Raw genomic sequence first — 23,944 nt, forward strand, 5'->3', positions numbered from 1 at the left:
CCGATGCCGCGCCGGCTCGCCTGCTTATGGCCTATTATACGCCTTTATCGGCTTATACGCCTTTATCGGCGCTGTAAGTTAAAAAGCCCGACCTTTGCCGGCGGATATATTCCCGAGTCATTTTCGCCGCCGGCTGGCGGCTGCTTTTTTTTACTAGATGTCGTTCGACGAACTCAACCTGATTGAGCCTATCCTCCGTGCCCTGCACGAGGAAGGTTACACTACCCCTACCCCGATTCAGGAGCAGGCCATTCCGCAGGTGCTGGAAGGCCACGACCTGCTGGGCATTGCCCAGACCGGCACCGGCAAAACGGCCGCCTTTACCGTTCCCATTCTTCAGATTCTGCACCAGACGGCCCAGGTGGAGCGCCACGCGCCCGGCCGCATTCGTTGCCTGGTGCTCACGCCTACCCGCGAGCTGGCCATCCAGATCGGGGAAAGCTTTAAATCGTACGGCCGGCATCTGCCCAAGCTGCGCTCCACCGTTATTTTCGGCGGCGTGGGCCAGCATCCGCAGGTGCAGGTGCTCAAGCGGGGCGTTGAGGTACTGATTGCCACGCCCGGCCGCCTGCTCGACCTGATGAACCAGGGCTTTATTGACCTGCGCCAGATTGAGGTTTTCGTGCTTGATGAGGCCGACCGTATGCTCGACATGGGCTTCATCCACGACATCAAGCGCATTCTGCCCAAGCTGCCCGCCAGCCGCCAGACGCTGTTCTTCTCGGCTACCATGCCGGGCCAGATTCAGGAGCTGGCCGGCAGCATTCTGCGGCCCAACCCCGTGAAGGTGGCCGTAACGCCCGTTTCGAGCACCGCCGAAACCGTTACGCAGGCCGTGTACATGGTCGAGAAAAACGACAAGGCCGACCTGCTCGAACACGTGCTGCAGGACAAGAATATCCGGCGGGTGCTGGTGTTCACGCGCACCAAGCATGGCGCCGATAAGGTGGTGAAAACGCTGGCCAAGGCCAACATTCCGGCCGAAGCCATTCACGGCAACAAGAGCCAGAACCACCGCCAACGGGCCCTTTCCAACTTCAAGGCCGGCTCGACCCGCGTGCTGGTGGCCACCGATATTGCCGCCCGCGGCATCGACGTGGACGAGCTGACGCACGTCATCAACTACGAAATTCCGAACGAGCCCGAAACCTACGTGCACCGCATCGGCCGCACCGGCCGCGCCGGCGCCGACGGCACGGCTTTGTCCTTCTGCGAGGATGAGGAGCGCGCTTATTTGCAGGATATTCAGAAGCTCATCCGCCGGCAGGTGCCGGTGGTGCAGAGCCACCCCTACGCCACGGCCGCCGTGCAGCCGGTTCCGCTGACCGGCGGGCCGCCCATCAAGCGCCCCAAGGGTCCGGCCGGGCGGCCGGCCCGGCCGGGTCGGGAAGGCGGTCAGGCAGGTGGCGGCCGGGGCCGCGAGGGCCAGCGCTCGGGCGGTGGCCGCACCGAGAGCAGCCCGCGCAGCCAGACCAGCAGCCAGGCCGGCCGCGGCGAAAGCCAGCGTAACCCCGCCAGCGGCGGCGGTTCGTCGCGCGGTGGTGGCGGTCGGGGCCGGGGTGGCAGCCGGTAGGCTCGGCACCGCTGCAGCTGTTACGGCTTCGGCCCGGCAGCTGCCCAGCTTTTAATATCGAATCCCCATCGTTTCCCGCCTGGCGGGTGGCGGTGGGGTTTTGTGCGTAGTAGCGGTTCGCGGCCGGTTGGCGCGGCCAGGCATTTTATGCGAAGGGTTGGCAAACAAAACGGCTGGCTGGCAGCTTACTAATGCGTCTATCACCCGCCTTCGGGCCCTTTTACTCTGGTTTCGATTATGGCTCAACGCACTCTTCCCGTCATTCAGGCCCTGCGCGACACGGCCCAGCGCCTCGCCACCCAGGCCCCCTACCAGTGGGGCCACATGGGCAGCTGCAACTGCGGCCACCTGGCCCAGACCGTTACCCGGCTCACGAAAGCCGAAATCCATACCCGGGCCATGCAGCGCTACGGCGACTGGGAGCGGCAGCTGATTGACTACTGCCCCACCAGCGGCCTGCCCATCGACGCGACCATCGACGAGATGCTGGCTCTGGGCTTCAGCCGCGCCGACCTCACGCATCTGGAGCGCCTCTCCGACCCGGTTATCCGGGGGGCCATTCCGTTTGAGCGTCGCAATGCCCTGCGCCATAATCAGCGCGACGATGTGGTACTTTACCTGCGTACCTGGGCCGGACTGCTGGAGGCCGAACTGCTGGCCACTATTGAGCTGCCCAGCCTGGTACCGAGTGCGGCGCTGGTAACGGCCGAAGCTTAGCGGCGGCTGGCACCAGCAGAAGCACAAAAGCCCCGCCGGCAACTGCCGGCGGGGCTTTCATTTTAACCTGATTTCCGCCGCAACGGAAGGTGTATTAGTAGTTGACGTTGCTACGCTGCGCCTCGCGATACTCCTGCGGCCGGTGGCTGCGCTTGTAGGCGGCATCAGCATTAGGGTCTTCTTTGGCATCGGGTGCCTGGGTGCAAGATGACAGGATCAGGGAAGCGCCAGCGGCGAGGAGAACGAGCAGACGTAGGTTTTTCATAGCCCAAAGGTACGCACCAGCGCCAAACCGGGCAAGTCCATCCATACGTCTGCTTTCCGCAACATACTTCAGCAACCCACTGCACCTTTCGGAAGCCCGCCGACCCTTTTAACGGATGTAAACCGAGCCGTTGTCATACCCGGGCGTTGGAGGAAGACACGGATCAATTTACAATTAGCAACAGCTTCTGAGCCCAGCGTGGACGCTCAGCCAGTACTTATTTACTCTGTAACCGGTCATCAGGTGGCAGTAGCGCGGCCAATATTGGCGGCGCGTGTGGCGGAGCCGGATAAGTACTGCTTCGCTAAGTTCATTAGCGCCGGCCGATGGGACGGCAGTGGTACTTTGCACCCGTCAGCATCCGACAACTCTATTAGCAACTTGGGGCTAAAACGTACAATAGCTAAGAAGCAGTCTGGCCGGTTGTCGAGATGTAGCAATAAGCATACAGAGAAGCCAGCCTGCCAATGCCACAAACCTCTATTAGCAATTTATACATCATGCCATAAAATACTGAATAACAAACCGTATTGCAGCTCATCAAGCACGTCCTAGTAATTATGTTAGCAGCCCTCATGATAAAACTTTTCTAATATTCCAGAGCATTTACCCGCACTGCTATAAGCAATCAATCAGCGGCCGCTTATAATAGGGTACGCAGGCAAGATATGCTTACTGACAAATTGCATTAGCGCCAGAAGTATGGGTTGGCGAACCTGTTAGCAGGACCACTTAGTGAGGTGCCTCTCTGGAAGAGTACTTACTAGCTCCAGGCCCCTAAGGGTTGTGTTGCGCGCATATTCACCCATCAGTAACCTGCTGTAGAGTAGCCGGTTCCATAGCCTGCTCTTGAGGCTAATTGGGGCTCAACAAAGGCGTTGGGCTACTGTTGCCAAAGAAGCCGTGCCGGCCGCTACAAACCGGACTCGGGCTGGAAATCGGAGAAGGTCCCGTCCTGATAAAAGAGCACGATGCGGCGGATGCGCTTGCCGGGTTCCGCCAGCGCATAGGCCATCTCGGCCCCCGCGGGCGCCGGAGCAGGCGAAGTTGCCGGGGTAGACGACTCTGGGCGGGGCTGGCTGGCCGGTTTAGGTGCCTCTACGGGCAGATCAGCCGGCGCCGTAGGCTGTGGAGTGGCCACGGGGGCAACGGGAGCTACAACGGGCGCCGGCGTGGCTACCGGGGCTACTGAGGCTGGCTGGCTAACCGATTGCACAGGCTGTATGGGCAGAGCCGCTGGCTTGGGAGCAGCAGGCGCATTTTCAGCGGCTGGCGCTGCCGGACGATCCAGCATTGGGCCGGTTCCATTCAGCAGCCAGTTTAGCGAGAGGTCGGGAAAGGCGGCAATAATCTTCTGCACCACTTCCAGGCTGGGCTTGTTGCGGCCACTCAGGATATGGCTCACTACGGGCCGGGACACGCCAATAGCATCGGCAAACTGCGAGGCGCTGATTTCCCGTACGCGTAACAACTCCTGAATTCGGTCGAGCATAGATCATTTAGCTGGTTTACAAATGTAGGGAAACAATACAACCTATCGGGGGCACACTACCCACAGTAAGACCCCTCGACACTTGTTAACAGAATGCATAGCTGATTGTCTTTTGTAAACATCGTGAATTACTTTACTGTAAATGTTAACATGTGTTACCAATCCACATCCGACCCTTTATCGCCCCGCGGAAGTAATCAGTGAGGGCAACGCACAGTTGTGCTGATAGCTGAATGGAGCAGAGACTGGCTTGATCAAGACGCCGACCTCTGCTCTCTGATTGATTCCACCCTTCTAACCAGTAGTCAGCACACGCATACTCACTATCCTGGCAACGCAAAAGCCCCCACCCTACGCATAACGCGTGAGGCGGGGGCCTTTGCTTTATCAGCCTATTGGAAATGGCTGGGTTATCGGATGGCTAGTTGAAGTACTCTTTGGCCAGCGCTTTGTCGTGGCCGTAGATATCGTCGCGGAAATGCAACTTGCCGGCGTCATCAACCCAGGTGGTGAAGTAAACCAAGTACACGGGTAGCTTCTCGGGCAGCGTCACGTACTTCTCCTGGCGGGTAGCAATGGCGTCGTTGATAGCTTGTGCATCCCAGCCCGCCTTGTCGCGCAGCAGGTATTCGGCCAAGCGCAGCGGCTCGGCCACGCGCACGCAACCGTGGCTGAAGCCCCGCTTGGTCTGGCTGAAGAGCTGGTCGTTGGGCGTATCGTGGAGGTAGATATCGTTGGAGTTGGGGAAGATGAACTTCACGTTGCCCAGGTCATTTTTGGGGCCGGGGCGGCGGCGCAGCGTGTACTTCCAGTCCTTCTGCTGCAGGTTGGCCCAGTCGATGCTGCTGGCATTAACGGGCGTGGCCTTGGCGCCCCAGCCCTTCACCACTTCCATATCGAGGCGGTCGAGGGTGGCCTGGGGGTTGGCGGCCAGCTTCGGGCGTAGCTCCTTATCGATGATACTCCAGGGCACGTTCCAGTAAGGGGCCAGCACCACAAACTCCACTTTGTCGGAGAAGATGGGCGTTGCGTTCAGTTTCTTGCCCACAATAACCGGCATCTTGAAGGCTTCCTTGCCGTCCTCCACAATGTGCAGGGTGTACTCCGGAATGTTTACCAGCAGATAGTCGGGTTCGAATTTCTTCGGAATCCAGCGCCAGCGCTCCATGTTCATCATGATTTGCTGGATGCGCTGCCCCAGCGGCACGTTGAGCTCGCGCAGGGTTTCGCCGCCCACTACCCCATCGGGCTTCAGGCCATTAAGCTGCTGAAATTCCTTCACGGCGGCCACCAGCTGCGGGTCGTAGACCTGGGCAGCAGGGGCCGGGCTGGCGGGTTGGCCGGGCTTGTTGCTCACGGCAACGGCCGGCGTTTCGGCGGGGGCCGGAGCGGCAGCGTCGGGGCCCAGCAGGCGGCCGCGCAACGCGGCGACGGCCGGCGAGCTGGCGCCGGGCCTGAGGCTGGTGCCGGCTGGAATAGTGGGCCAGCCGCCCTTGCGCTCCAGCTCCCGGTAATCGGCCAGGGCCTTTTTCAGCCGGTCGTACTCGGGGTGCAGGGGCTCGAAATCGTAGTAGCCGTAGGTGCTTTCGCGCTCCTTCAGGATGGTCATCAGGGCCTTGTGCAGCTTCACCTTGTTGCGCTTCACGTCCCAGTCGATGGACTTAATGGCCCGCGGGTCGACGGTGCCCCGGTAGAAATCGGAGGCGTAGTTGAAGTACGTGGCCGACAGGGCGACGTCAATCTTCTTTTCCAGCGCGTTGCGGCGGGTGGTGTCGTTTTTGGCGGCCTCCAGCTCCTTCAACAAGGGAGCGAAGTCAACTACCTGATAATCTTTGGGATTGAGGCCTTCGTCGGCGGCTTTGCCGATGACGCCGAGCATGGTTTCGGCCTGCGGCACCAACTCGTGGTTGCGGAACCAGCCCAGCCGGAAGTCGCGGGCCTTATAGAACTTCTTGGCCCAGTCGATCTGGGTTTTGAAGCGGGGCTCGGTGCTCATGTAGCGCACCACGTACACGCTGTCGAGCGTGGGCTGGGGGCCGCCGGCCTTGGTCAGCGCATCGGGCAGGGCCGCCTGCACGCCGTCCTTCACCCGGGCCTGCTGGTCCTGGCTGCACGACACGGTGGCCGTGAGCACGAAAAAGCTCAGCAGCCAGAAGCCGAAAGAGGTTCGAAAGAAAGTATGGGAGAATGGAATCATGAGAGGAAATAATCGGGAAAGAAACAGAAGTCAGCCTACTGCTACCTGCCCAACGCAGGGACGGCGGCAGCGGTTCGGGCTTTCTACTGCGTTCGGCACGGAGGAGTTGCCGCACGTTTCTTTCCGCAGGCAGCAAGTTAGCAGATTTCGCCTGACTGCGCCCCCGGCTAAAGGCGTGGTTCGGCCCGGCCGCGGCATCAATTCGGGCGCGACGGGCGTAGTAGCTAGCAGCGGGGCCGGCGCCCGGCTCCGACCGGTTGCCGAATGTTTGCCGAACAGCGGCTCTGAACAGGATGGCGTTCGGTGCGGCTCCCTGCTTCGGCTTCGGGCTGGCTTTGAGTACGCCCCCGGCCGCGCTTCATCTACTTGACTTTCCGTTTTACTTCCCCGCTCAATTTCATCTTCCCGCTCTATGAATCCATCTTCCGGCCCAACCGACCCGCACAGCCACGCCCGCCCCGCCGAGGTCAGCGTCCGGCACCTGCAGCTGCAGCTCACCGTCGACTTCGCCACCCAAACGCTGGCCGGCCACGCCACCTGGCAGCTGCACCGGTCGGCCACCACGGCTTCCGAGTTGCTGCTCGACGCGCGCGACCTGCTCATTGAAGAGGTGCTGCTTGGCGAGGCCGACGCCGGAACGCCCGCCGAGTTCGAGCTGGGCCCCGCCGACCTGGTGCTGGGCCAGGCCCTGCGCATACCGCTCGAAGCCGACACCACGACCGTTACGGTGCGCTACCGCACCGGGCCCGGCGCGGCGGCGCTGCAGTGGCTGCAGCCCGCGCAGACGGCCGGCACCAGCCCGTTTTTGTTCACGCAGTCGCAGGCTATTCTGGCCCGCACCTGGCTGCCCTGCCAGGATTCGCCGGGCGTGCGCTTCACCTACGAAGCCCGGATTACGGTGCCCGCCGAGCTGCTGGCGCTGATGAGCGCCAGCAATCCGCAGCAGCTCAGCGCCAGCGGCCAGTACGAGTTTCGGATGGAGCAGCCCATTCCGGCCTACCTGATGGCGCTGGCCGTGGGCGATTTGCAGTTTGCGCCGCTGAGTGCGCGCACCGGTGTGTACGCCGAGCCGGCCACGCTGCCCGGCGCCGTCGACGAGTTTGCCGACCTGGAGCAGATGGTGGCCGCCGCCGAGCAGCTGTACGGCCCCTACCGCTGGGAACGGTACGATTTGCTGGTACTGCCGCCCTCCTTCCCGTTTGGAGGCATGGAAAACCCGCGCCTCACGTTTGTCACGCCCACCATCCTGGCCGGCGACCGAAGCCTGACCAGCCTCGTGGCGCACGAGCTGGCGCACTCCTGGAGCGGCAACCTCGTGACGAATGCCACCTGGAACGACTTCTGGCTGAATGAGGGCTTCACCGTGTATTTTGAGCGCCGCATTATGGAGCGCCTCTACGGCCGGCCCTACGCCGAGATGCTCCAGGCCCTGGGCCACGCCGAGCTGCTGCACACGCTGGCCGACCTCGGCCCCGAAAGCCCCGACACCCACCTGCACCTGAACCTGGCCGGCCGCGACCCCGACGAGGGCCTCACCGACATTGCCTACGAGAAAGGCGATTATTTCCTGCTGACGCTGGAGCAGCTGGTGGGCCGCGCCGCCCTCGACTCCTTTATAAAGGAGTACTTCGCCCGCCACGCCTTCCAGAGCATGGACACGGCCTCATTCCTGCGCTACCTGCGCCGCGAGTTGCTCGACCAGCACCCCGGCCTCGAAGCCCGGCTCCGGCCCGAGCAGTGGATTTACGGTCCCGGCATTCCCGACAACGCCCCGCCGGTGGCCTCCGCGCGGTTTGCGGCCGTCGATGCGGCCAGCCAGAACTGGCAGAACGGCACGCCCGCCAGCCGCCTGCCCACCGCCGACTGGAGCAGCCACGAGTGGGTGCGCTTCCTGCACAACCTGCCCGCCGGCGCGACGACGGCGCAGCTGGGCGAGCTGGACGCGGCTTTCGGCTTCACCAATTCGGGCAACTCCGAGATACTGGCCGCCTGGCTGCCGCGCACCATTGCCACCGGCTACGCCCCGGCCGAGGCGGCGTTGCACCGCTTCCTTACGCGGGTGGGCCGCCGCAAATTCCTCACCCCGCTCTATAAAGCCCTGCTGGCTTCCCCCAACAATGGCCCCGCCCGGGCCCGCCAGCTGTACGCCGAGGCCCGGCCCAACTACCACGCCGTGGCCACCAGCACGCTCGATGCCCTGCTGGGCCGCCCGGCCGTGGGCTAGTAGTTTTTTTGGTTGGAAGCGGACCCTTTTCGGCGCTTTTTTGTTTATTACCCCTTTGCCGCGCCCCGGCCGGCTGCCTTCGGGCGCTGCCAGACGGGGCGCGGGCTTGTTCTTTTGTTTTCGCGGAAGTGGCCCGAGTGGCCCGAACCTTGCACGGTTTGGGCCGCGGGTACCGTTTTGTTCCGCCGTTTAAAGTGCTTTCTGTTTTGAAAAACGTCAGACCGCTCGGCAAGCTCATTGCCATTGGTGGCAACGAGGATAAGGGTACTTACCCCAATCCGCGCACCAAGAAGAAATACTACCTCAACTTTTTTGAGCTGGGTATCCTCAAGCGCGTAGTGCTCGAATCGGGAAAAGAAGACCCGCGCATTGAGGTTATCACCACCGCTTCCATGATTCCCGACGAGGTGGCCCGCGTTTATATTTCCTCGTTCACGATGCTCAACTGCAACAACGTGAACGTGCTCGACATCCGCACCCGCGAAGATGCGTTGCGCCCCGATTACGTGGAGCGCATCCGCCAGGCCGATATCGTGATGATGTCGGGCGGCAATCAGTCGCGGCTGGTGCAGATTTTTGGCGGCACCGAGTTTCTGGCCGCCCTCAAGCACCGCTACCAGACGACGGCCAACTTTGTGGTGGCCGGCACCTCGGCCGGGGCCATGGGCATGTCGAAAACCATGATTAAAGGCGGCAGCGTGCCCGATGCTCTGATGAAGGGCGCCGTGAAAATGGGCAGCGGCCTGGGGTTGATCGACAACGTTATTATCGACTCGCACTTCGTGAAGCGCGGGCGCTTCGGCCGACTCATTGAGGCCGTGGCTTTGCACCCCAAGCTTATCGGCATCGGGCTGGGCGAGGATACGGGCATGCTCATCACCGGGGGCAACCAGCTCGAAACCATCGGCTCGAACATGGTGGTGATTATGGACGGGCACCAGCTGGAGCATAGCAATGCCGCCGCCGCCCAGAAGGGCGAGGGCATTTCGGTAGAAAACATGCTGCTGCACGTGCTGGTGCAGGGCAACCTCTACGACGTGGCGCAGCGCCGCTTCTTCCCCGACCTGAAGCTGCAGCAGCAGGCCGCCGAATCGGCCCGGATTGAGGCCACCCAGCCCGCCAACGCCCCCGCTATAGCCGGATAACTCACCTTACCCATATGTATAAAAACTCTGTTTCCTGTTAGGAAACAGGGTTTTTATTTTTCCATTTCCTGCCAAGGGCACAAATCCAGCAGTTGGCAAGAAAGGTCATTAAAGGTGCCGGTAAGCCGGTGCGGCTACTCCTTATATATAGGGCGCAGAAAAACGGCGCGGCTCAACCCTTGTAAATGGCCACGAACGGAGCCGCGTCGCGGGAGGTCTGGCTGGCGCGGTACATGCCCTCGGAGTTGAAGGGCAGCGCCACATTGCCGGCCGCATCCACGGCCACCAGCCCGCCCTCGCCCCCGATGGGCGCCAGCTTGTCGTGCACTACTATGCGGCAGGCTTCGGCCAGGCTCAGGCCCCGGTACTCCATCAGGCAGCTGATGTCGTGGGCCACTACGGCCCGCAGGAAAAACTCGCCGTGCCCGGTGCAGCTGATGGCGCAGGTGCGGTCGTCGGCGAAGGTGCCGCTGCCGATGATGGGCGAGTCGCCGATGCGCGAGTAGCGCTTGTTGGTCATGCCGCCGGTGCTGGTGGCGGCGGCCAGGTGGCCGTGCTGGTCGCGAGCCACCGCGCCTACCGTGCCCATTTTCTTTTTCGGGTCCTCGCTCCCACCGCTGCCGGCCTGGGCCTGCGAGTGGTCGAGGCGCATGCGGCCCTCCTGCAGCGCCTCCTGCAACTGGTCGTAGCGGTGCTGGGTGAAAAAGTAGTCGGCCGGCTGCATGGCCAGGCCGTGCTCGCGGGCCAGCTCGTCGGCGCCGGGCCAGGCCAGCAGCACGTGCTCGGTCTGCTCCATCACGAGGCGGGCGGCCCGGATGGGGTTCTGCACCTGCCGGGCGCCGGCCACGGCCCCGGCCGCCCGGTTGCGGCCGTCCATGATGGCGGCGTCCATTTCGTGGTGGCCGTCGTGGGTGAACACCGCGCCCCGGCCGGCATTGAACAGCGGGCAGTCTTCGAGGCGGAGCACGGCCTGCTCTACGGCGTCGAGGGCGGAGCCGCCGCCGGCCAGCACCGCGTAGCCGCTGCGCAGGGCTTCGTGCAGGGCGGCCTGGTAGGCCTGCTCTTTTTCGGGCGTCATCTGGGCGGGCGAAATGGTGCCGGCACCACCGTGCAGGGCCAGGGCGAAAGTTGGAGTCATGGGGCAAAAAAGATTTGGGTGGATGCGGGAAAGCGCAAGGCAAAGGTAGGCAGCCCGATGGGGCCGGCGGCCGGACTAACGCCCGAAACGGGCCCGAACCAACCGCATTTTTTTTCGTAGGTTTGGTTTACTGTTTCAACATCCCCAACACCCCCTAGACTTACTACTATGGCTTACGAAGCTACCGGCCGCCTGCACGAAATTTTCGACGAACAGCAGGTGAGCGAAAAATTCCGCAAGCGTGAATTTGTATTGGAAGTTATCGACGGCCAGTACCCCGAGCATATCAAGTTCCAGACGGTGCAGGACAAGACGGCCCTCATCGACCCGTTTAAAGTGGGCGACGAAGTGAAGGTGTCGTTCAACCTGCGCGGCCGCGGTTTCAACAAGAACGGCCAGATGCTGTACTTCACCAACCTCGAAGCCTGGCGCATCGAGAACTCCGCGGGTGGCGCTGCTGCTCCCCAGCAGGGCGGTGGTGGCTACCAGCAGGCCGCCCCGCGCGCTGCTGCTCCCGCCCAAAACCAGAACCCCAACCTGCGCGCCTCGGCCGCCCCGATTGCCTCGGACGACGACAACGACCTGCCCTTCTAAGAGAAGTCAGGAGATAGAAGCTAGGAGCTAGAATATATTCTGCAGTATGCTGGCTCCATTCTAGCTTCGAGCTACTGACTTCCAACTCCTAAATAAAAAGCCGCTGCCGCAACTGGCAGCGGCTTTTTCGTGCCTTGCGGCTGCTGGCGCCTGCGTGCGCCTCGGCCCCTTCCACCCCACTCAACCTATGCATACGCTTGCACAATTACGGGCCGGCGAGCTGGCCGGCGCTACCCGGCTGGATCTGGCCGAGGGCTTGACCGAGTTTCCGCCGGAGATATTTACGCTGGCCGATACGCTCGAAGTGCTCAACCTTTCGGGCAACGCGTTGCGTGAACTGCCGGCCGAGCTGCCCCGGCTGCACCGGCTGCGGGTGCTGTTCGCCTCCGACAACCAGTTCGAGCGCGTGCCCGAAGTGCTGGGTCAGTGCCCGAACCTGGAAATGGTGGGCTTCAAGGCCAACCGCATCCAGGAGCTACCGGGTGCCGCGCTGCCGCCGCGGCTACGCTGGCTTATCCTGACTGATAATGCCCTGGAAGCTCTGCCCGCGGAAATTGGCAACTGCCCGCGCCTGCAGAAGCTGATGCTGGCCGGCAACCGGCTGCGGACCCTGCCGCCTGAGCTGGCCCGCTGCCTCAACCTGGAGCTGCTGCGCCTGGCTGCCAACGCGCTGACCGAGCTGCCAACCTGGCTGCTGAACATGCCACGGCTGAGCTGGCTGGCCTTTGCCGGCAACCCGCTAACCGCCGAAGCCGAGGCCGCCGCCGAAGCGCATCCGGCCCGCCCGGCTATTGCCTGGGATGAGCTGCAGCCGGGGGCTATGCTGGGCGAAGGGGCGTCGGGCCTGATTTACCGCGCCCACTGGCAGCCCGCTTCGGCGGCTTCGCAGCAGGTGGCGCTCAAGCTGTTTAAGGGCGCCGTAACGAGCGACGGGCTGCCGCACTGCGAAATGCTGGCCTGCCTGCGTGCCGGCCTTCACCCCAACCTGATTGCCGTGGAAGGCCGCCTGACCGGCCACCCGGCCGGCACCGAGGGCCTGGTGCTGGAGTTGATTGGGCCGGAGTTTACGAATCTGGCCGGCCCGCCCACCCTGGCCAGCTGCACCCGCGACGAGTACGCGCCCGCCACCCGGTTCGAGCTGCCCGCGCTGCTACAGTTGGCCGGTGGTATTGCCGCGGCGGCAGCCCAGCTGCACGGCCGCGGTATTGTACACGGCGACCTGTACGCCCACAACATCCTGGCCACCAACACGGGCGCGGCTTTGCTCGGCGACTTTGGGGCAGCCGGCTTCATACCCCCGACCAGCCCCGAAGCCACCGAACTGTTGCCACTCCTCGAAAGCCGGGCCTTTGGTAATCTGCTGGAAGAGCTGCTCGACCGTTGCCCGGTCCGGCCCGAAACTGCCGCCACCCTGGCCGAGCTGCGCGACTGGCAGGCCCGCTGCCAGCAGCCGCAGGTAGCGGCGCGTCCCCGGCTGGCCGAGGTCAGCCAGCGGCTGCGGGAGTTGCAGCAGCTGGCCGGCTGAAACCCCGGACCAAGGTTTCTACGTTGTAGCCTCACTGGCGCAGTTGTTGATAGCGGCGGGCAACCGGCATGAGTTTTATCGGGCTGCTGCGGCAGTTTATCGCCCGCCTGGTCCACTGGCAAAGCCGGCAAACCGCCCTGGCTGCTTCCTGAGTATTTTAGCATAATTTCCGTATGAGTTCAGATTCCTTGCGGCCGCTGGCGGGCCAGACGGCCCTGGTAACCGGCGCTACCAGCGGCATTGGCCTGGTAACGGCCCGCGAACTAGCCCGCCGTGGCGCCGCCGTGGTGCTGGTGGGTCGCGACGCCGAAAAGGCCGGCCGGGCGCAGGAGGCCATTCGGCAGGCCGCGGGGCCCGAGGCGGAAGTGCACGTCAAGTGCTTCGATTTGTCGCTGCTGCGCAACGTGCGCACGCTGGCCGAGCAGATGCAGCAGGAATTCAGCCAATTGGATATTCTGGTGAACAACGCTGGCATCATGCCCGGCCGCTTCACCCTTACCGATGAGGGGCACGAGTTAAGCTGGGCCACCAACCACCTGGCCCCCTATGCCCTCACCAACCTGCTGCTGCCGCTGCTTGAAGCCGCCGAGCGGGCCCGGGTGGTCACGGTGTCGTCGGTGGCGCACTGGGTGGGCGAGATTGAGCCCGAGCAGGAAGTGCGCAACTCGCCCGAAAAATATAGCTGGCTGACGGCCTACGCCGATTCCAAGCTGGCCAACATCCTGTTCACCAAAGAGCTGGCCCACCGCCTCGACCTTACCAACATCACCGCCAACTGCCTGCATCCGGGCATGGTGGATACGGCCCTGATGCGTCCCGACACTTCGGCCGTGATGAAGGCCCTGTGGTGGCTGGCGCGGCCGCTGATGGTGACGCCCGAGAAAGGCGCCGAAACCACGCTCTTTCTGGCCGCCGCGCCCGAGGCTGCCCGCCTGAACGGGCAGTACTTTGCCGGCCGCCGGGTGGCGCGCTGCTCCGACCGCGCCTGCAGTCCTACCGAAGCCAGCCGCCTCTGGAAGATTTCGGCCGAGGAAACCGGCATCGAGTAGCCGCGCCGTCGGGCCCGGCGCCGGCACCACAGTTGGCGCACGAAAACTTCGGACATTTTAGCCCCTGAAGCTGTTGGTTGGCTATGGATTTACTCGAACTTATCCGGCAGGGCGAGGGCGAGCGGCTGGAATTCAAGCAGCGCACCACCCGTCCCAACCGCATTGCCCGCACGCTGGCTTCGCTGGCCAACACCCGCGGCGGCCGGGTGCTGGTGGGCGTCGATGACAAAGGCCGGGTAACGGGCGTGCGCGACGTGGAGGAGGAACTCTACCAGTTGCGCGAAGCCGCCCGTCACTACATCGACCCGCCCCTGGATGAGCAGCTGCAGTTTCGGGCCGTGGAAGACCATGAGGGCCGGACCGTGCTGATAGTTACCGTGCCCGAAAGCGCCGCCAAGCCCCACCGCGCCCAGGTAGCCGACGGCGACTGGCGGGCCTATGTGCGGGTACGCGACCAGAGCGTGCAAACCAGCCAGCTCACCGAGAAAGTGCTGGAGCGCGAAGCCGCCCCCGAAACCGGCCGCTTCGAGCGAATTCCACTCAACCGCGAAGAGCTGGCCGTACTGGAGTATCTGCGTCAGCACCCGCGTATCACGCTGGCCCAGTACCAGAAGCTGCTCAACATTGGGCAGCGCCGCGCCCACCGCACCCTCATCAAGCTCACGCTGCACGGCTACATCAAGCACCACGACAAGCAGAAGGAAGTGTATTACACTTTCTGAAAACCCCGCTTCAAAACCAAAAAGGCGCGGCAACCGAAGTTACCGCGCCTTTTTGGTGCGTTCTTTAAATGCACGGATTAGTCCTGCTGACGGGACTTGAGGGCCTTTTTCTCGTCTTTGGCGGCTTTTTTCTCCTTGGTGGTTTTGGCCGGCTCCTTCTTTTTTTCTTTGCGGGCGTCCTGGGCTTTAGCCATAGTGGTAGGGTTTAGGGGTGAATTCGTCCAAGATAACGCTTGGCGTTGAAACGTGTTGCATTGGCACGCCCCGCCTGGCCGGGCGTAGCGGGCGGCTACGCCAGCTGGGGCAGGTAGCGTTCCTGCAGTAGCTGCAGATGGTGCGCCTCGTGGCCGGCCAGCATATACACCAGAGCGCGCACGCTCACCGGGTGGCCGCTGGCCGTTCCGCACCGCTCGGCGGCCACGGCCCCCAACGACTCGAACAGGCAGAGTGTGGCAGCCCGCACGGCCGTATATTCGGCCAGAATATCGGCTAGCGGGCGGGCGTCGGCATCCGAGAGGGGCACGTAATCATCCTGCTCGTAGCCGGCCAGCGGCGTAGCGTCGCCGCGGGCAATGCGCAGGGCGCGGTAGGCGAAAATGCGCTCCGTATCCACCATATGCACCAGTTTTTCCTTGATGCTCCACTTGCCCGGCGCGTACCGAAACCGCGCCTGCTCGTCGGTGAGGCCCGCCAGCAGCCGCTCTAGCTCCAGGGGCTGGGCACGCAGAGCCTGCAGCGGGTCGGCGCCGGCCAGGCGCACGTAGTGGGCGTAGAATGGGGCGTACTCGGTGGCAGCAGGCGGAGTCAGGAAGGAGCTCATGGCCCGAAGATAGGGCATTAGGGTTTCCCGCAACATAGCACACGCTGGTACTGGCGGCAAACCTAGCCCGCACTGACTTAGGCCCGGAACAGCCTCTCATTCCAGACCCGCTTCCAGGTTTTTCACGTTATAGAACAGGGTTTATTCCATTGAGAATATGATACTACGACAAGAAATAGAACCGAAGGTTGAAATCGCCAGAATGTTGTATCCAGAAATTCTACGTCTCATTCTGAAATATGCTGACGACTGCGAGAAGAATGGGGATGAAAACAACACCCAATATACAGGCCTCGCAAGCGCCTTGCATCAACTCACCGGGAAGGATATGTCGGAATTTAATCTTTGGGAATGGTGGGAGGAAGAAGGAGCAGAAACGCTGGCCTATAGAATCGCTCTGCCATACCCCATTAAAATTGAAAATATTACGCGGGCTGAATTAACTGAAATCATTAACAGATTAAAGCATAACGTGGATTCTGCTAATCCAGAAGCGCACAAAACAGCTGATAGCCATTTCAATCATTGCATTCATGAATACTACTTCAGTTTTCTAAAAATAAATTTCAAAAAGTATAAATACAGCTTCTTCAATCGACAACAGGATAGCCATGGCAAGTATTTTGAATTATCAACTGATGATATAGCAAATATAATATGGAACAAATAAAATGCATTAGGAGTATCAAATTCATTAAATAAACTACTAACCACTATATCCCTTCTGGCACTTTCCAAAAACCCTTCCCACCTTTTCAATCCCCACAACAACCCCCAATCCCCCGCCCCCGTAAGTCCGACTTAAAAATCACTCTATGTCTTCACTTATCGGGAAAGGACTTGCCATTTCCAAAAACGCGCTGTTCAGCGTCTTCATCAACAAAGCCGGCAAGCTGCTGGGCCGCCCGTTCAAGGTCATCCTCGTGCTCAACGAAACGGCCGACAAGCTTGCCAGTAAGGAAAGCGGCGACAACAAGTTCAAGCAGCTTTTCTCGGTAGCCTACACGCTTATCCGGCTGGTGCGCAACTACGTGAGCGGCGACTACCGGCAGGTGGAAACCAGCACCATCGTTTCGGGCCTGGGCGTGCTGCTGTACGTGCTCAGCCCCATTGATCTGGTACCTGATTTTATTCCGGTAGTAGGCTTTCTGGATGATCTGGCCCTGATCAGTTGGTTCGTTGACAAGTTTCAGGACGAGTTGGAGAAGTTCCGAGAGTGGGAAGGCACCCACGCCACCGAGGCTTCGGCTGCGGCGTCAGCTGCCAGCCAGCTCAACGAGTCGTACACCAAGGCCGAGCAACTGCCCGCCGTAGCCGAAATAGGTCATTCCTGAATCACTGATTGGCGCTGATTGGCCTGATTGCGCTGATTTTTTGACGCCCGCCCGATTTTCGGGTGGGCGTTTTCGTTGCCTCTGCGCCCTCTGCAAAAACCTCTGCGCACCTCTGCGGGAAAGCTATTCGCCGGGTTAAAGAAACCTATTCGCCCGGCCCGGAAGCAGCTAAAGGCGTAAATTAGCGTCCTGATCTTTCCACCCATTTCCGTTTTCATGACCTTACGCTCCCGGCTGGCGCTGCTGGCCCTCACCCTTCTCACCACCCTTTCGGCCCGCGCCGACGAAGGCATGTGGCTGCCGCTGCTGCTCAAGCAGCTCAACGAGGCCGACATGCAGAAAAAAGGCCTCAAGCTGACGGCCGAGCAGATTTACTCCATCAACCAGGGCAGCCTCAAAGATGCCATTGTGCAGTTTGGCGGCGGCTGCACCGGCGAAGTTATTTCCGACCAGGGCCTGCTGCTCACCAACCACCACTGCGGCTACGGCCAGATTCAGAGCCACTCGTCGGTCGAAAACGACTACCTGACCAAGGGCTACTGGGCCATGACGCCCGGCCAGGAGTTGCCCAACCCGGGCCTCACGGCCACCTTTATCGTGCGCATGGAGGACGTTACGGGCCAGGTGCTGGCCGGTATTCCGGCTACCGGTATTGCCGAGGCCCAGCGCGAGCAGCTGGTGCTGCAGAACAGCCAGCGCGTGGCCCAGGCCGCCGTGCAGGGAACCGGCTACCAGGCCTTCGTGCGGCCCATGTTCAATGGCAACGAGTACTATATGTTCGTGACGGAGGTGTTCCAGGACATCCGGCTGGTGGGCGCGCCGCCGAGCAGCATCGGCAAGTTTGGGGGCGACACCGACAACTGGGCCTGGCCCCGCCACACCGGCGACTTCAGCCTGTTCCGCATTTATGCCGGCCCCGACAACAAGCCGGCCCCCTACTCGCCCACCAACAAGCCTTTCAAGCCCCGCTACCACCTGCCCATTTCGCTGGCCGGCGTGCAGCCCGGCGACTTCACGATGGTGTTCGGCTTCCCCGGCCGCACCAACGAGTACCTCACCAGCTGGGGCGTCGATGAGGTGTATTCGCTCTCGAACCCGGCCAAAATTGCCGTGCGCGACGCCAAGCTCAAGCAGCTCGACATTGATATGAAGGCGTCGGATAAAATCCGGATTCAGTACGCCGCCAAGTATGCCAGCCTGGCCAACTACTGGAAAAAGTGGATTGGCGAAAACCGCGGCCTGCGCAAGCTCGACGCCGTGCGCGTGAAGCAAGAGCGCGAAGCCGAGTTTCAGCGCTGGGCCGAGTCGGGCGATGCGGCCCGCCGCGCCACCTTCGCCGGCCTGCTGCCCGAATTGCAGCAGCAGTACGCCACCGTGCGCGACTACACCCTGGCCCGCGACTACGTGAGCGAGGCGGCCCTGGGCGTGGAGCTGCTGGCCTACGCCAACAGCCTGCTGCCGGTGTACGAGCTGACCACCAGCGGCGCCAAAGTACCCGCCGCCGAGCTAACCGCCGCCGTGGAAAAAGCCAAAAATGGCTCCGTGCGGTTCTTCAAGAACTACAGCGCCCCCACCGACCAGAAAGTAGCCGCCCAGCTGCTGCCGCTCTATGCCAACGGCACCCCGGCCGCGCTGCTGCCTGCCTACGTGAAGGAGTTGCAGAAGCAGTACGCCACCACCGGCTGGAATTCCTACGTAGCCCAACTCTACGGCAAGTCGCGCCTCACCTCGGAGGCCAGCGCCTACGCGGTGCTCGATGAGGTAGCGGCCGGCAAGTACGATGCGCTGCGCCAGGACCCCGCCATGAAGCTCGCCGCGGCCATTGTGAATAACTACCGCACGGCCATCCTGCCCACCTACAACGTGGCCACCGACCAGATTGCCCTGCTCCAGCGGACCTACGTAGCCGGCCTGCGCCTCCAGCAGCCCGAGCGCAAGTTCTACCCCGATGCCAACTCCACCCTGCGCCTCGCCTACGGCCAGGTGGCCGGCTACGAGCCCGCCGACGGCGTGCAGTACGATTTCTACACGACCCTCGACGGCATCATGGAGAAGGCCGACCCCACCAACCCGGACTTTGAAGTACCGGCCCGCCTCGCAGAATTGTACAAGAGCAAGGACTACGGTCCGTACGCTTACAAAGGCTCGGTGCCGGTATGCTTCATCGCCACCAACCACACCACCGGCGGCAACTCCGGCTCGCCCGTCATCAACGGCCGCGGCGAGCTGATTGGCACCAACTTCGACCGCAACTGGGAAGGCACCATGTCCGACATCATGTTCGACCCCGACCGCGTGCGCAACATCACCCTCGACGTGCGCTACATGCTGTTCGTGGTAGATAAATACGCCGGCGCCGGCCACCTGGTGAAGGAAATGATCCTCGTCGGCGCCCCCGATTCGGCCACCGAAGCGACGCCCGACAAGAAGCTGAAGAAGGTGAAAGTGAAGCGCAAAAAAGCGTAACAGTCGTTTTCAATTTGGTAGGTTATTTTTTCTCTCAGAAGAATAACCTACCAAATTGAAAAGGCCAGTCTTCCCCATTTATCGACATTTCAGCCCCAGCGGGGCGATATATCGGTAGTGAAGAAGCTATAAGAACAGCAGAGCCCCGGCGGGGCGACACCAATCGTTGAACCGGTTGTGTCGCCCCGCCGGGGCTTTGCTGTGCAGGGCTGATTTACCAGCTACCGATTTGTCGCCCCGCTGGGGCTGGAAAGTAGCGCCAGCCACACCACAAACTCCGGCGAGTATTGTAGCTTTAGGCACCACCCCAATTCCTCCCGCTGCCCGTGCGCCCGTTTCTGCTTGCTGCCTTTGTCCTGCTGACTGCCGGCCCGTTGCGGGCTCAGCCAACCACCCCCGCCCCGCCTACTGCGCTGCTGTTGCGCCCCGCCGCCGTGTTCGATGGCCAGACGCTGCACGCCGGCTGGGCTGTACTGACGGAGGGCGACAAGGTAAAGGCCGTTGGACCGGCGGCCAAACTGGTTGCCCTGGCCGGCGTGCGGGTGCTGGAGCTGCCGGGCCTCACGCTGCTGCCCGGCCTCATCGAAGGCCATAGCCACCTGCTGCTGCACCCCTACAACGAAACGCCCTGGAACGACCAGGTGCTGCTCGAATCGGAGGCGCTGCGCGTGGCGCGGGCCACGGCGCACGCCCGCGCCACGCTGGCCGCCGGCTTCACCACCGCCCGCGACCTGGGCACCGAGGGGGCCGGTTACGCCGATGTGGGCCTCAAGCAGGCCATAGCCCAGGGCCTGATTCCGGGGCCGCGGCTGCTGGTGGCCACCCGCGCGCTGGTAGCTACCGGCTCGTATGGCCCCAAGCTTTCCGCTGATATTGAGGTGCCCCAGGGGGCTCAGGAAGCCGACGGTACCGACAGCCTCATCCGGGCCGTGCGCGAGCAAATCGGCAAGGGCGCCGACATTATCAAGGTGTACGCCGACTACCGCTGGGGGCCCAACGAGCCCAGCCGGCCCACGTTTTCGCAGGACGAGCTGAACCTGATTGTGCAGACCGCCCGTAGTGCCGGCCGGCCCGTGGTGGCCCACGCCTGCACGCCCGAAGGGATGCGGCGTGCCACGCTGGCCGGCGTGCAAACCATCGAGCACGGCGACGGCGGCACGCTGGAAATTTTCAAGCTGATGAAGCAGCGCGGCGTGGCCCTCTGCCCCACCGTGGCCGCCGGCGACGCCGTGGCCCAGTACCGCGGCTGGCAGAAAGGAACCGGCCCCGAGCCCGAACGCATCCAGCAAAAACGCCTGAGCATGAAAGCCGCCCTGCAAAGCGGCGTGGAACTAGCCATCGGCGGCGACGTGGGCGTATTCTCGCACGGCGACAACCTGCGCGAAGCCGAGCTGCTGGTCCGCGAGTACGGCCTGACGAGCCTGCAGGCCCTGCGCGGCCTCACCAGCACCAACGCCCGCCTCTTCCAGCTCCCCGACCGCGGCCAGCTAAAGCCCGGCCTATTGGCCGATATGGTCGCCGTTTCCGGCGACCCGACTCAGGACATCAGCGCGTTGCGGCAGGTGCGGCTGGTGGTAAAGGGCGGGGTGGTGGTTGGGAAGTAGCACTAAAACTGTCATTCTGAGTGGAGCGAAGAATCTCGCGTGCATTGCTAACTCTGCTATCAGGAATTACTTTGGCACGCGAGATTCTTCGCTCCGCTCAGAATGACAGTTCTATTTTACACATACGCCTGATTTACGGCCGCTCAATTCCCATCTTTCCTAACTGCCCGGCGTACTTGTCGTAAATAACCCGCAAATCCTGAGCGTGCTTGTCGGCATCGACGCCGATGCTGACGTTGCTGTCGTGGAAGCGGTGCAGGTGGCTGATGTGGGGGCAGATGACGGGCAGGTGGCCGGCCAGTAGAAAGCGCACGTACAGGTCGAGGTCCTCGGCCATGGCTATATCCTCATCGTAGCCGCCGACCTCATCAAACAGCTCACGACTGTAGCAGACGTTGCCCTGGATGAAGTGCTCGGCCCGGAAAATGGCCCGCAGCATATCCTGGGGCGAGTCGAACTGCCAGGCGTAGTAGTCGTCGGCGGGCAGGTAGCGGCGGTTCTGGTCGACGCGCAGGAAATCGGCTACCAGCCAGGGGCGGATGGGGTGCTGCTCGATTTGCTGGCCGTAGTGAAACAGGGTGCGCTGGAGCAGCAGGTCGTCGTCGTCGAGCGGGACAATCCAAGCGTTGGTGGGCGCATCGTGCTTGATTAGCAGGTTGCGGGCGGGGCCGGCGCGCAGCAGCTCGGGCTGGAGGCGCACCCGCAGCGGCGCACCGGGCTGCTGGGCGGCTTCGTGCAGGTAGGCGGCCGTATCGTCGGAGCAGGCGTTTTCGCAGACCAGGTGCTCAAACGTGAAATAAAGCGGGGCCGAAACGGTGGCCCGGACGCTGGCTACGGCTTCGGGCAGGTAGGCCAGGCGATTGTGCGTGGGGGTGATGACGGAGAAGTGCATGGGCTTCTATTCCGGCAAACTCCGAAAAAAGTTGCGCCGCAGTGCTTCTCGCCAACTTTGACGCGGCCCGCCCCGTTAGCCGGGCAGCCACCGCAACAGCAGTCGCCCGGTTCGCGCCGGATGGGCTACCAGGCGCTGGAGCCGGCCCCGTAAATGGCGCGGTTTGTGCCTGCGGCCAGGTCCTTAACCCCTGCTTTTTGCCTACTCGTACCCCCTTTATGCTTCGTCGATTTCACTACCTGCCGATGCTGGCACTGACGGGCCTGCTTTGCAGCAGCGCTCCGGTGGCAGCCCCTGCTATTTCCACCGAAACGCTTATCAGCCGCCTGAGCAGCGCCATTGAAAACCTAAAAACCCTGCGCTGCAACGTGCGGGCCCAGGAGCGCATTGCGGGCAAATACCAGCAGGCGCGCACCGCCATGAAAATGAGCTTCAGCCCTTACAAAGTGTACCTGCGCAACGACCAGGGCATTGAGGTGCTCTACGTAACGGGCCAGAACGGCGGCGACGCCTGGGTGTATCCCAACAGCTTCCCCTACGTCACGCTCAGCCTCGACCCCAACGGCTCCATCATGCGCAAAAGCCAGCACCACAGCGCGCTGGAAGCGGGTTACGGCACCATTTCCGAACTGCTCGACGGCTCGGGCCAGCGGGTAACGCCCGGCTTCGAGAAAACCTTCCGCTACACCGGCGACACCACCGTAGTGGGCCGCCCGGCCTACGTGCTACGCTCCGTATACCCGCAGTTTCGCTACGTGAGCTACAAGCCTACCAAGGCCGAAACCACCAAAACCATCGCCGCGAAGTTCGGCTGCGGCGAATACCGGATTCTGGAGCGCAACGGCCTGAGCGTCGGGGCCACCGTGCCGGCCGGCAAAACCATTCAGGTGCCCAACGCCTACGGCAGCCGCATCACCATCTGCGTCGACCAGAAGCTGTACCTGCCGCTCGTGGTGCAGGTAAACGACGATAAAGGCCTGTTCGAGAAGTTCGAATTCTCCGACGTCGTCGCCAACCAGCCCATCCCCGCCGCCGAGTTCACCAAAGGCTACAAGGGGTACAAACTTTAATCACAGATGTTGCAGATGAAGCCGCAGATAACGCAGATTCGTTCTGATAAGGGATAAAGTTGATATTCGATTAGCGCCAGGATGACTCTACGGACGGCATCACTATCATCTTCATTATTTGCTGTCAGAACGAATCTGCGTTATCTACGGCTTCATCTGCAACATCTGTGATTCAGCGGCGCATGGTTTTTTCGATGTGGTCCCACATATCGGGGGTGAGCAGTTCGAGCTTGTTGAACTCGCCGGCGCCGTTGAGCCACTCGCCGCCGTCGAGCGTTACCACTTCGCCGTTCATATAGGCCGCGAAGTCCGACACCATGTAGGCGGCCAGGTTGGCCAGTTCCTGGTGGTCGCCCACGCGCTTGAGGGGCACGTTGGCGGCCGGGTCGAGTTTGGAGGCCAGCGGCTCGGGGAACAAACGGCTCCAGGCGCCTTCGGTCGGGAACGGACCGGGCGCAATGGCGTTGGCCCGGATGCCGTACTTGGCCCACTCCACGGCCAAAGAGCGCGTCATGGCCAGCACACCGGCTTTGGCGGCCGCCGAGGGCACCACGTAGGCCGAGCCCACCGAGGCGTAGGTGGTAACGATGCTGAGGATGGTGCCGGGCTTTTTGTCGGCAATCCAGCGCTTGCCAAACGCCAGCGTGCAGTTGTAGGAGCCCTTGAGCACAATGTCCACAATCACATCGAAAGCCTTGTGGCTCAGGCGCTCGGTGGGGCTGATAAAGTTGCCGGCCGCGTTGTTGAGCAGCACATCGACGCCGCCGAAAGTGCTGATGGTTTTTTCGAGCAGCGCCTCTACTTCATCGTATTTGCGCACGTCGCACTGCACGGCCAGGATGTTGGCGTTGTTGGTTTGCTCGCGCAGTTCGGCGGCCGTTTTTTCGAGCACCTCCAGCTTGCGGGAGCTGATAACCACGTTGGCGCCCAGTTGCAGAAAGTAGGTGGTCATGGCGCGGCCGAGGCCGGTGCCGCCGCCCGTCACGACGATGGTTTTGCCCTGCAGGGCGTTGTCGCGGAGCATGGGCTGGGCGTAGGGATGGGCAGAGGCCATAGGCGGGGGAAGCAGGAAATAGAAAATTGAGAAGGAGAACGGCCGGCCGAAAGGGGACCGACT

Annotated in this window: 20 protein-coding genes; 13 read left to right on the plus strand and 7 right to left on the minus strand. The window is 62.2% G+C overall.

What is annotated here, in order from left to right; all coding sequences use genetic code 11:
- Positions 1 to 157 precede the first annotated feature (157 nt).
- Together H145_RS20185 and H145_RS0106095 are read left to right on the plus strand one after the other, a co-directional pair.
- Positions 158 to 1,573 (plus strand): DEAD/DEAH box helicase, encoded by a 1,416-nt coding sequence (locus H145_RS20185; protein ID WP_019947251.1) that lies wholly within the window; start codon positions 158 to 160, stop codon positions 1,571 to 1,573.
- A 237-nt stretch (positions 1,574 to 1,810) separates the two neighbouring features.
- Positions 1,811 to 2,290 carry a hypothetical protein gene (locus H145_RS0106095; RefSeq protein WP_019947252.1) on the plus strand — a complete coding sequence of 160 codons (480 nt, stop codon included), beginning with the start codon at positions 1,811 to 1,813 and terminating at the stop codon, positions 2,288 to 2,290.
- Positions 2,291 to 2,384: 94 nt separating this feature from the next.
- Here the strand turns inward: H145_RS0106095 and H145_RS0106100 are convergent, their stop codons facing one another.
- The 3 genes from H145_RS0106100 to H145_RS0106110 form a co-directional block, all read right to left on the minus strand.
- A complete protein-coding gene (locus H145_RS0106100; protein WP_157541265.1) occupies positions 2,385 to 2,555 on the minus strand; it encodes a hypothetical protein in 171 nt (56 codons plus the stop codon).
- A 913-nt stretch (positions 2,556 to 3,468) separates the two neighbouring features.
- Positions 3,469 to 4,047: a helix-turn-helix domain-containing protein gene (locus H145_RS22605; RefSeq protein ID WP_019947254.1), complete on the minus strand. Its 579-nt coding sequence runs from the start codon at positions 4,045 to 4,047 to the stop codon at positions 3,469 to 3,471.
- Positions 4,048 to 4,468: 421 nt separating this feature from the next.
- Positions 4,469 to 6,244 (minus strand): L,D-transpeptidase family protein, encoded by a 1,776-nt coding sequence (locus H145_RS0106110; RefSeq protein WP_019947255.1) that lies wholly within the window; start codon positions 6,242 to 6,244, stop codon positions 4,469 to 4,471.
- 412 nt (positions 6,245 to 6,656) lie between these two features.
- Here H145_RS0106110 and H145_RS20195 point away from each other — a divergent pair, with 412 nt between their 5' ends.
- Both H145_RS20195 and H145_RS0106120 read left to right on the plus strand, forming a co-directional pair.
- Positions 6,657 to 8,468 (plus strand): M1 family metallopeptidase, encoded by a 1,812-nt coding sequence (locus H145_RS20195; RefSeq protein WP_019947256.1) that lies wholly within the window; start codon positions 6,657 to 6,659, stop codon positions 8,466 to 8,468.
- A gap of 206 nt (positions 8,469 to 8,674) precedes the next feature.
- Positions 8,675 to 9,613 carry a cyanophycinase gene (locus H145_RS0106120; protein ID WP_019947257.1) on the plus strand — a complete coding sequence of 313 codons (939 nt, stop codon included), beginning with the start codon at positions 8,675 to 8,677 and terminating at the stop codon, positions 9,611 to 9,613.
- Positions 9,614 to 9,785: 172 nt separating this feature from the next.
- On the opposite strand, the gene H145_RS0106125 is transcribed toward H145_RS0106120, so the two are convergent.
- Positions 9,786 to 10,751 carry an isoaspartyl peptidase/L-asparaginase family protein gene (locus H145_RS0106125; RefSeq protein ID WP_019947258.1) on the minus strand — a complete coding sequence of 322 codons (966 nt, stop codon included), beginning with the start codon at positions 10,749 to 10,751 and terminating at the stop codon, positions 9,786 to 9,788.
- Positions 10,752 to 10,919: 168 nt separating this feature from the next.
- On the opposite strand from H145_RS0106125, the gene H145_RS0106130 reads away from it, so the two are divergent.
- The 4 genes from H145_RS0106130 to H145_RS0106150 all read left to right on the plus strand — a co-directional run bounded on the left by H145_RS0106130 (position 10,920) and on the right by H145_RS0106150 (position 14,641).
- On the plus strand, positions 10,920 to 11,345 hold the full coding sequence (locus H145_RS0106130; RefSeq protein ID WP_019947259.1) for a DUF3127 domain-containing protein: 426 nt from the start codon (positions 10,920 to 10,922) through the stop codon (positions 11,343 to 11,345).
- Positions 11,346 to 11,532: 187 nt separating this feature from the next.
- The gene (locus H145_RS0106135) at positions 11,533 to 12,870 is read left to right on the plus strand and encodes a leucine-rich repeat-containing protein kinase family protein (protein WP_019947260.1); all 1,338 of its coding nucleotides are present in this window, start codon (positions 11,533 to 11,535) and stop codon (positions 12,868 to 12,870) included.
- 173 nt (positions 12,871 to 13,043) lie between these two features.
- On the plus strand, positions 13,044 to 13,919 hold the full coding sequence (locus H145_RS0106145; RefSeq protein ID WP_083937697.1) for an SDR family NAD(P)-dependent oxidoreductase: 876 nt from the start codon (positions 13,044 to 13,046) through the stop codon (positions 13,917 to 13,919).
- Between the two features lie 83 nt (positions 13,920 to 14,002).
- Entirely contained in the window at positions 14,003 to 14,641 is a 639-nt protein-coding gene (locus H145_RS0106150) for an AlbA family DNA-binding domain-containing protein (RefSeq protein ID WP_019947262.1), read from the plus strand.
- Between the two features lie 289 nt (positions 14,642 to 14,930).
- Here H145_RS0106150 and H145_RS0106160 read toward each other — a convergent pair whose 3' ends face one another.
- Positions 14,931 to 15,461, minus strand: a complete 531-nt coding sequence (locus H145_RS0106160) for a DinB family protein (RefSeq protein WP_019947264.1) — start codon at positions 15,459 to 15,461, stop codon at positions 14,931 to 14,933.
- 157 nt (positions 15,462 to 15,618) lie between these two features.
- Between H145_RS0106160 and H145_RS0106165 the strand changes: the two genes are divergently transcribed.
- The 4 genes from H145_RS0106165 to H145_RS0106180 all read left to right on the plus strand — a co-directional run bounded on the left by H145_RS0106165 (position 15,619) and on the right by H145_RS0106180 (position 20,865).
- Positions 15,619 to 16,131, plus strand: a complete 513-nt coding sequence (locus H145_RS0106165; RefSeq protein WP_019947265.1) for a hypothetical protein — start codon at positions 15,619 to 15,621, stop codon at positions 16,129 to 16,131.
- A gap of 145 nt (positions 16,132 to 16,276) precedes the next feature.
- Entirely contained in the window at positions 16,277 to 16,795 is a 519-nt protein-coding gene (locus H145_RS20200) for a YkvA family protein (RefSeq protein WP_019947266.1), read from the plus strand.
- Between the two features lie 216 nt (positions 16,796 to 17,011).
- Complete coding sequence (locus tag H145_RS0106175) at positions 17,012 to 19,261, plus strand: S46 family peptidase (RefSeq protein WP_019947267.1); 2,250 nt, start codon at positions 17,012 to 17,014, stop codon at positions 19,259 to 19,261.
- Between the two features lie 326 nt (positions 19,262 to 19,587).
- Complete coding sequence (locus tag H145_RS0106180; protein WP_019947268.1) at positions 19,588 to 20,865, plus strand: metal-dependent hydrolase family protein; 1,278 nt, start codon at positions 19,588 to 19,590, stop codon at positions 20,863 to 20,865.
- A 133-nt stretch (positions 20,866 to 20,998) separates the two neighbouring features.
- On the opposite strand, the gene H145_RS0106185 is transcribed toward H145_RS0106180, so the two are convergent.
- Positions 20,999 to 21,757, minus strand: coding sequence for a glycosyltransferase family 2 protein (locus tag H145_RS0106185; RefSeq protein ID WP_019947269.1), 759 nt, complete (start codon positions 21,755 to 21,757; stop codon positions 20,999 to 21,001).
- A 218-nt stretch (positions 21,758 to 21,975) separates the two neighbouring features.
- Between H145_RS0106185 and H145_RS0106190 the strand changes: the two genes are divergently transcribed.
- Positions 21,976 to 22,827, plus strand: a complete 852-nt coding sequence (locus H145_RS0106190; RefSeq protein WP_083937698.1) for a DUF1571 domain-containing protein — start codon at positions 21,976 to 21,978, stop codon at positions 22,825 to 22,827.
- A gap of 172 nt (positions 22,828 to 22,999) precedes the next feature.
- Here the strand turns inward: H145_RS0106190 and H145_RS0106195 are convergent, their stop codons facing one another.
- Positions 23,000 to 23,881, minus strand: coding sequence for an SDR family oxidoreductase (locus H145_RS0106195; RefSeq protein WP_019947271.1), 882 nt, complete (start codon positions 23,879 to 23,881; stop codon positions 23,000 to 23,002).
- Positions 23,882 to 23,944: the final 63 nt, after the last annotated feature.

This window comes from Hymenobacter aerophilus DSM 13606 (assembly GCF_000382225.1).
Taxonomy (GTDB): Bacteria; Bacteroidota; Bacteroidia; order Cytophagales; family Hymenobacteraceae; genus Hymenobacter; species Hymenobacter aerophilus.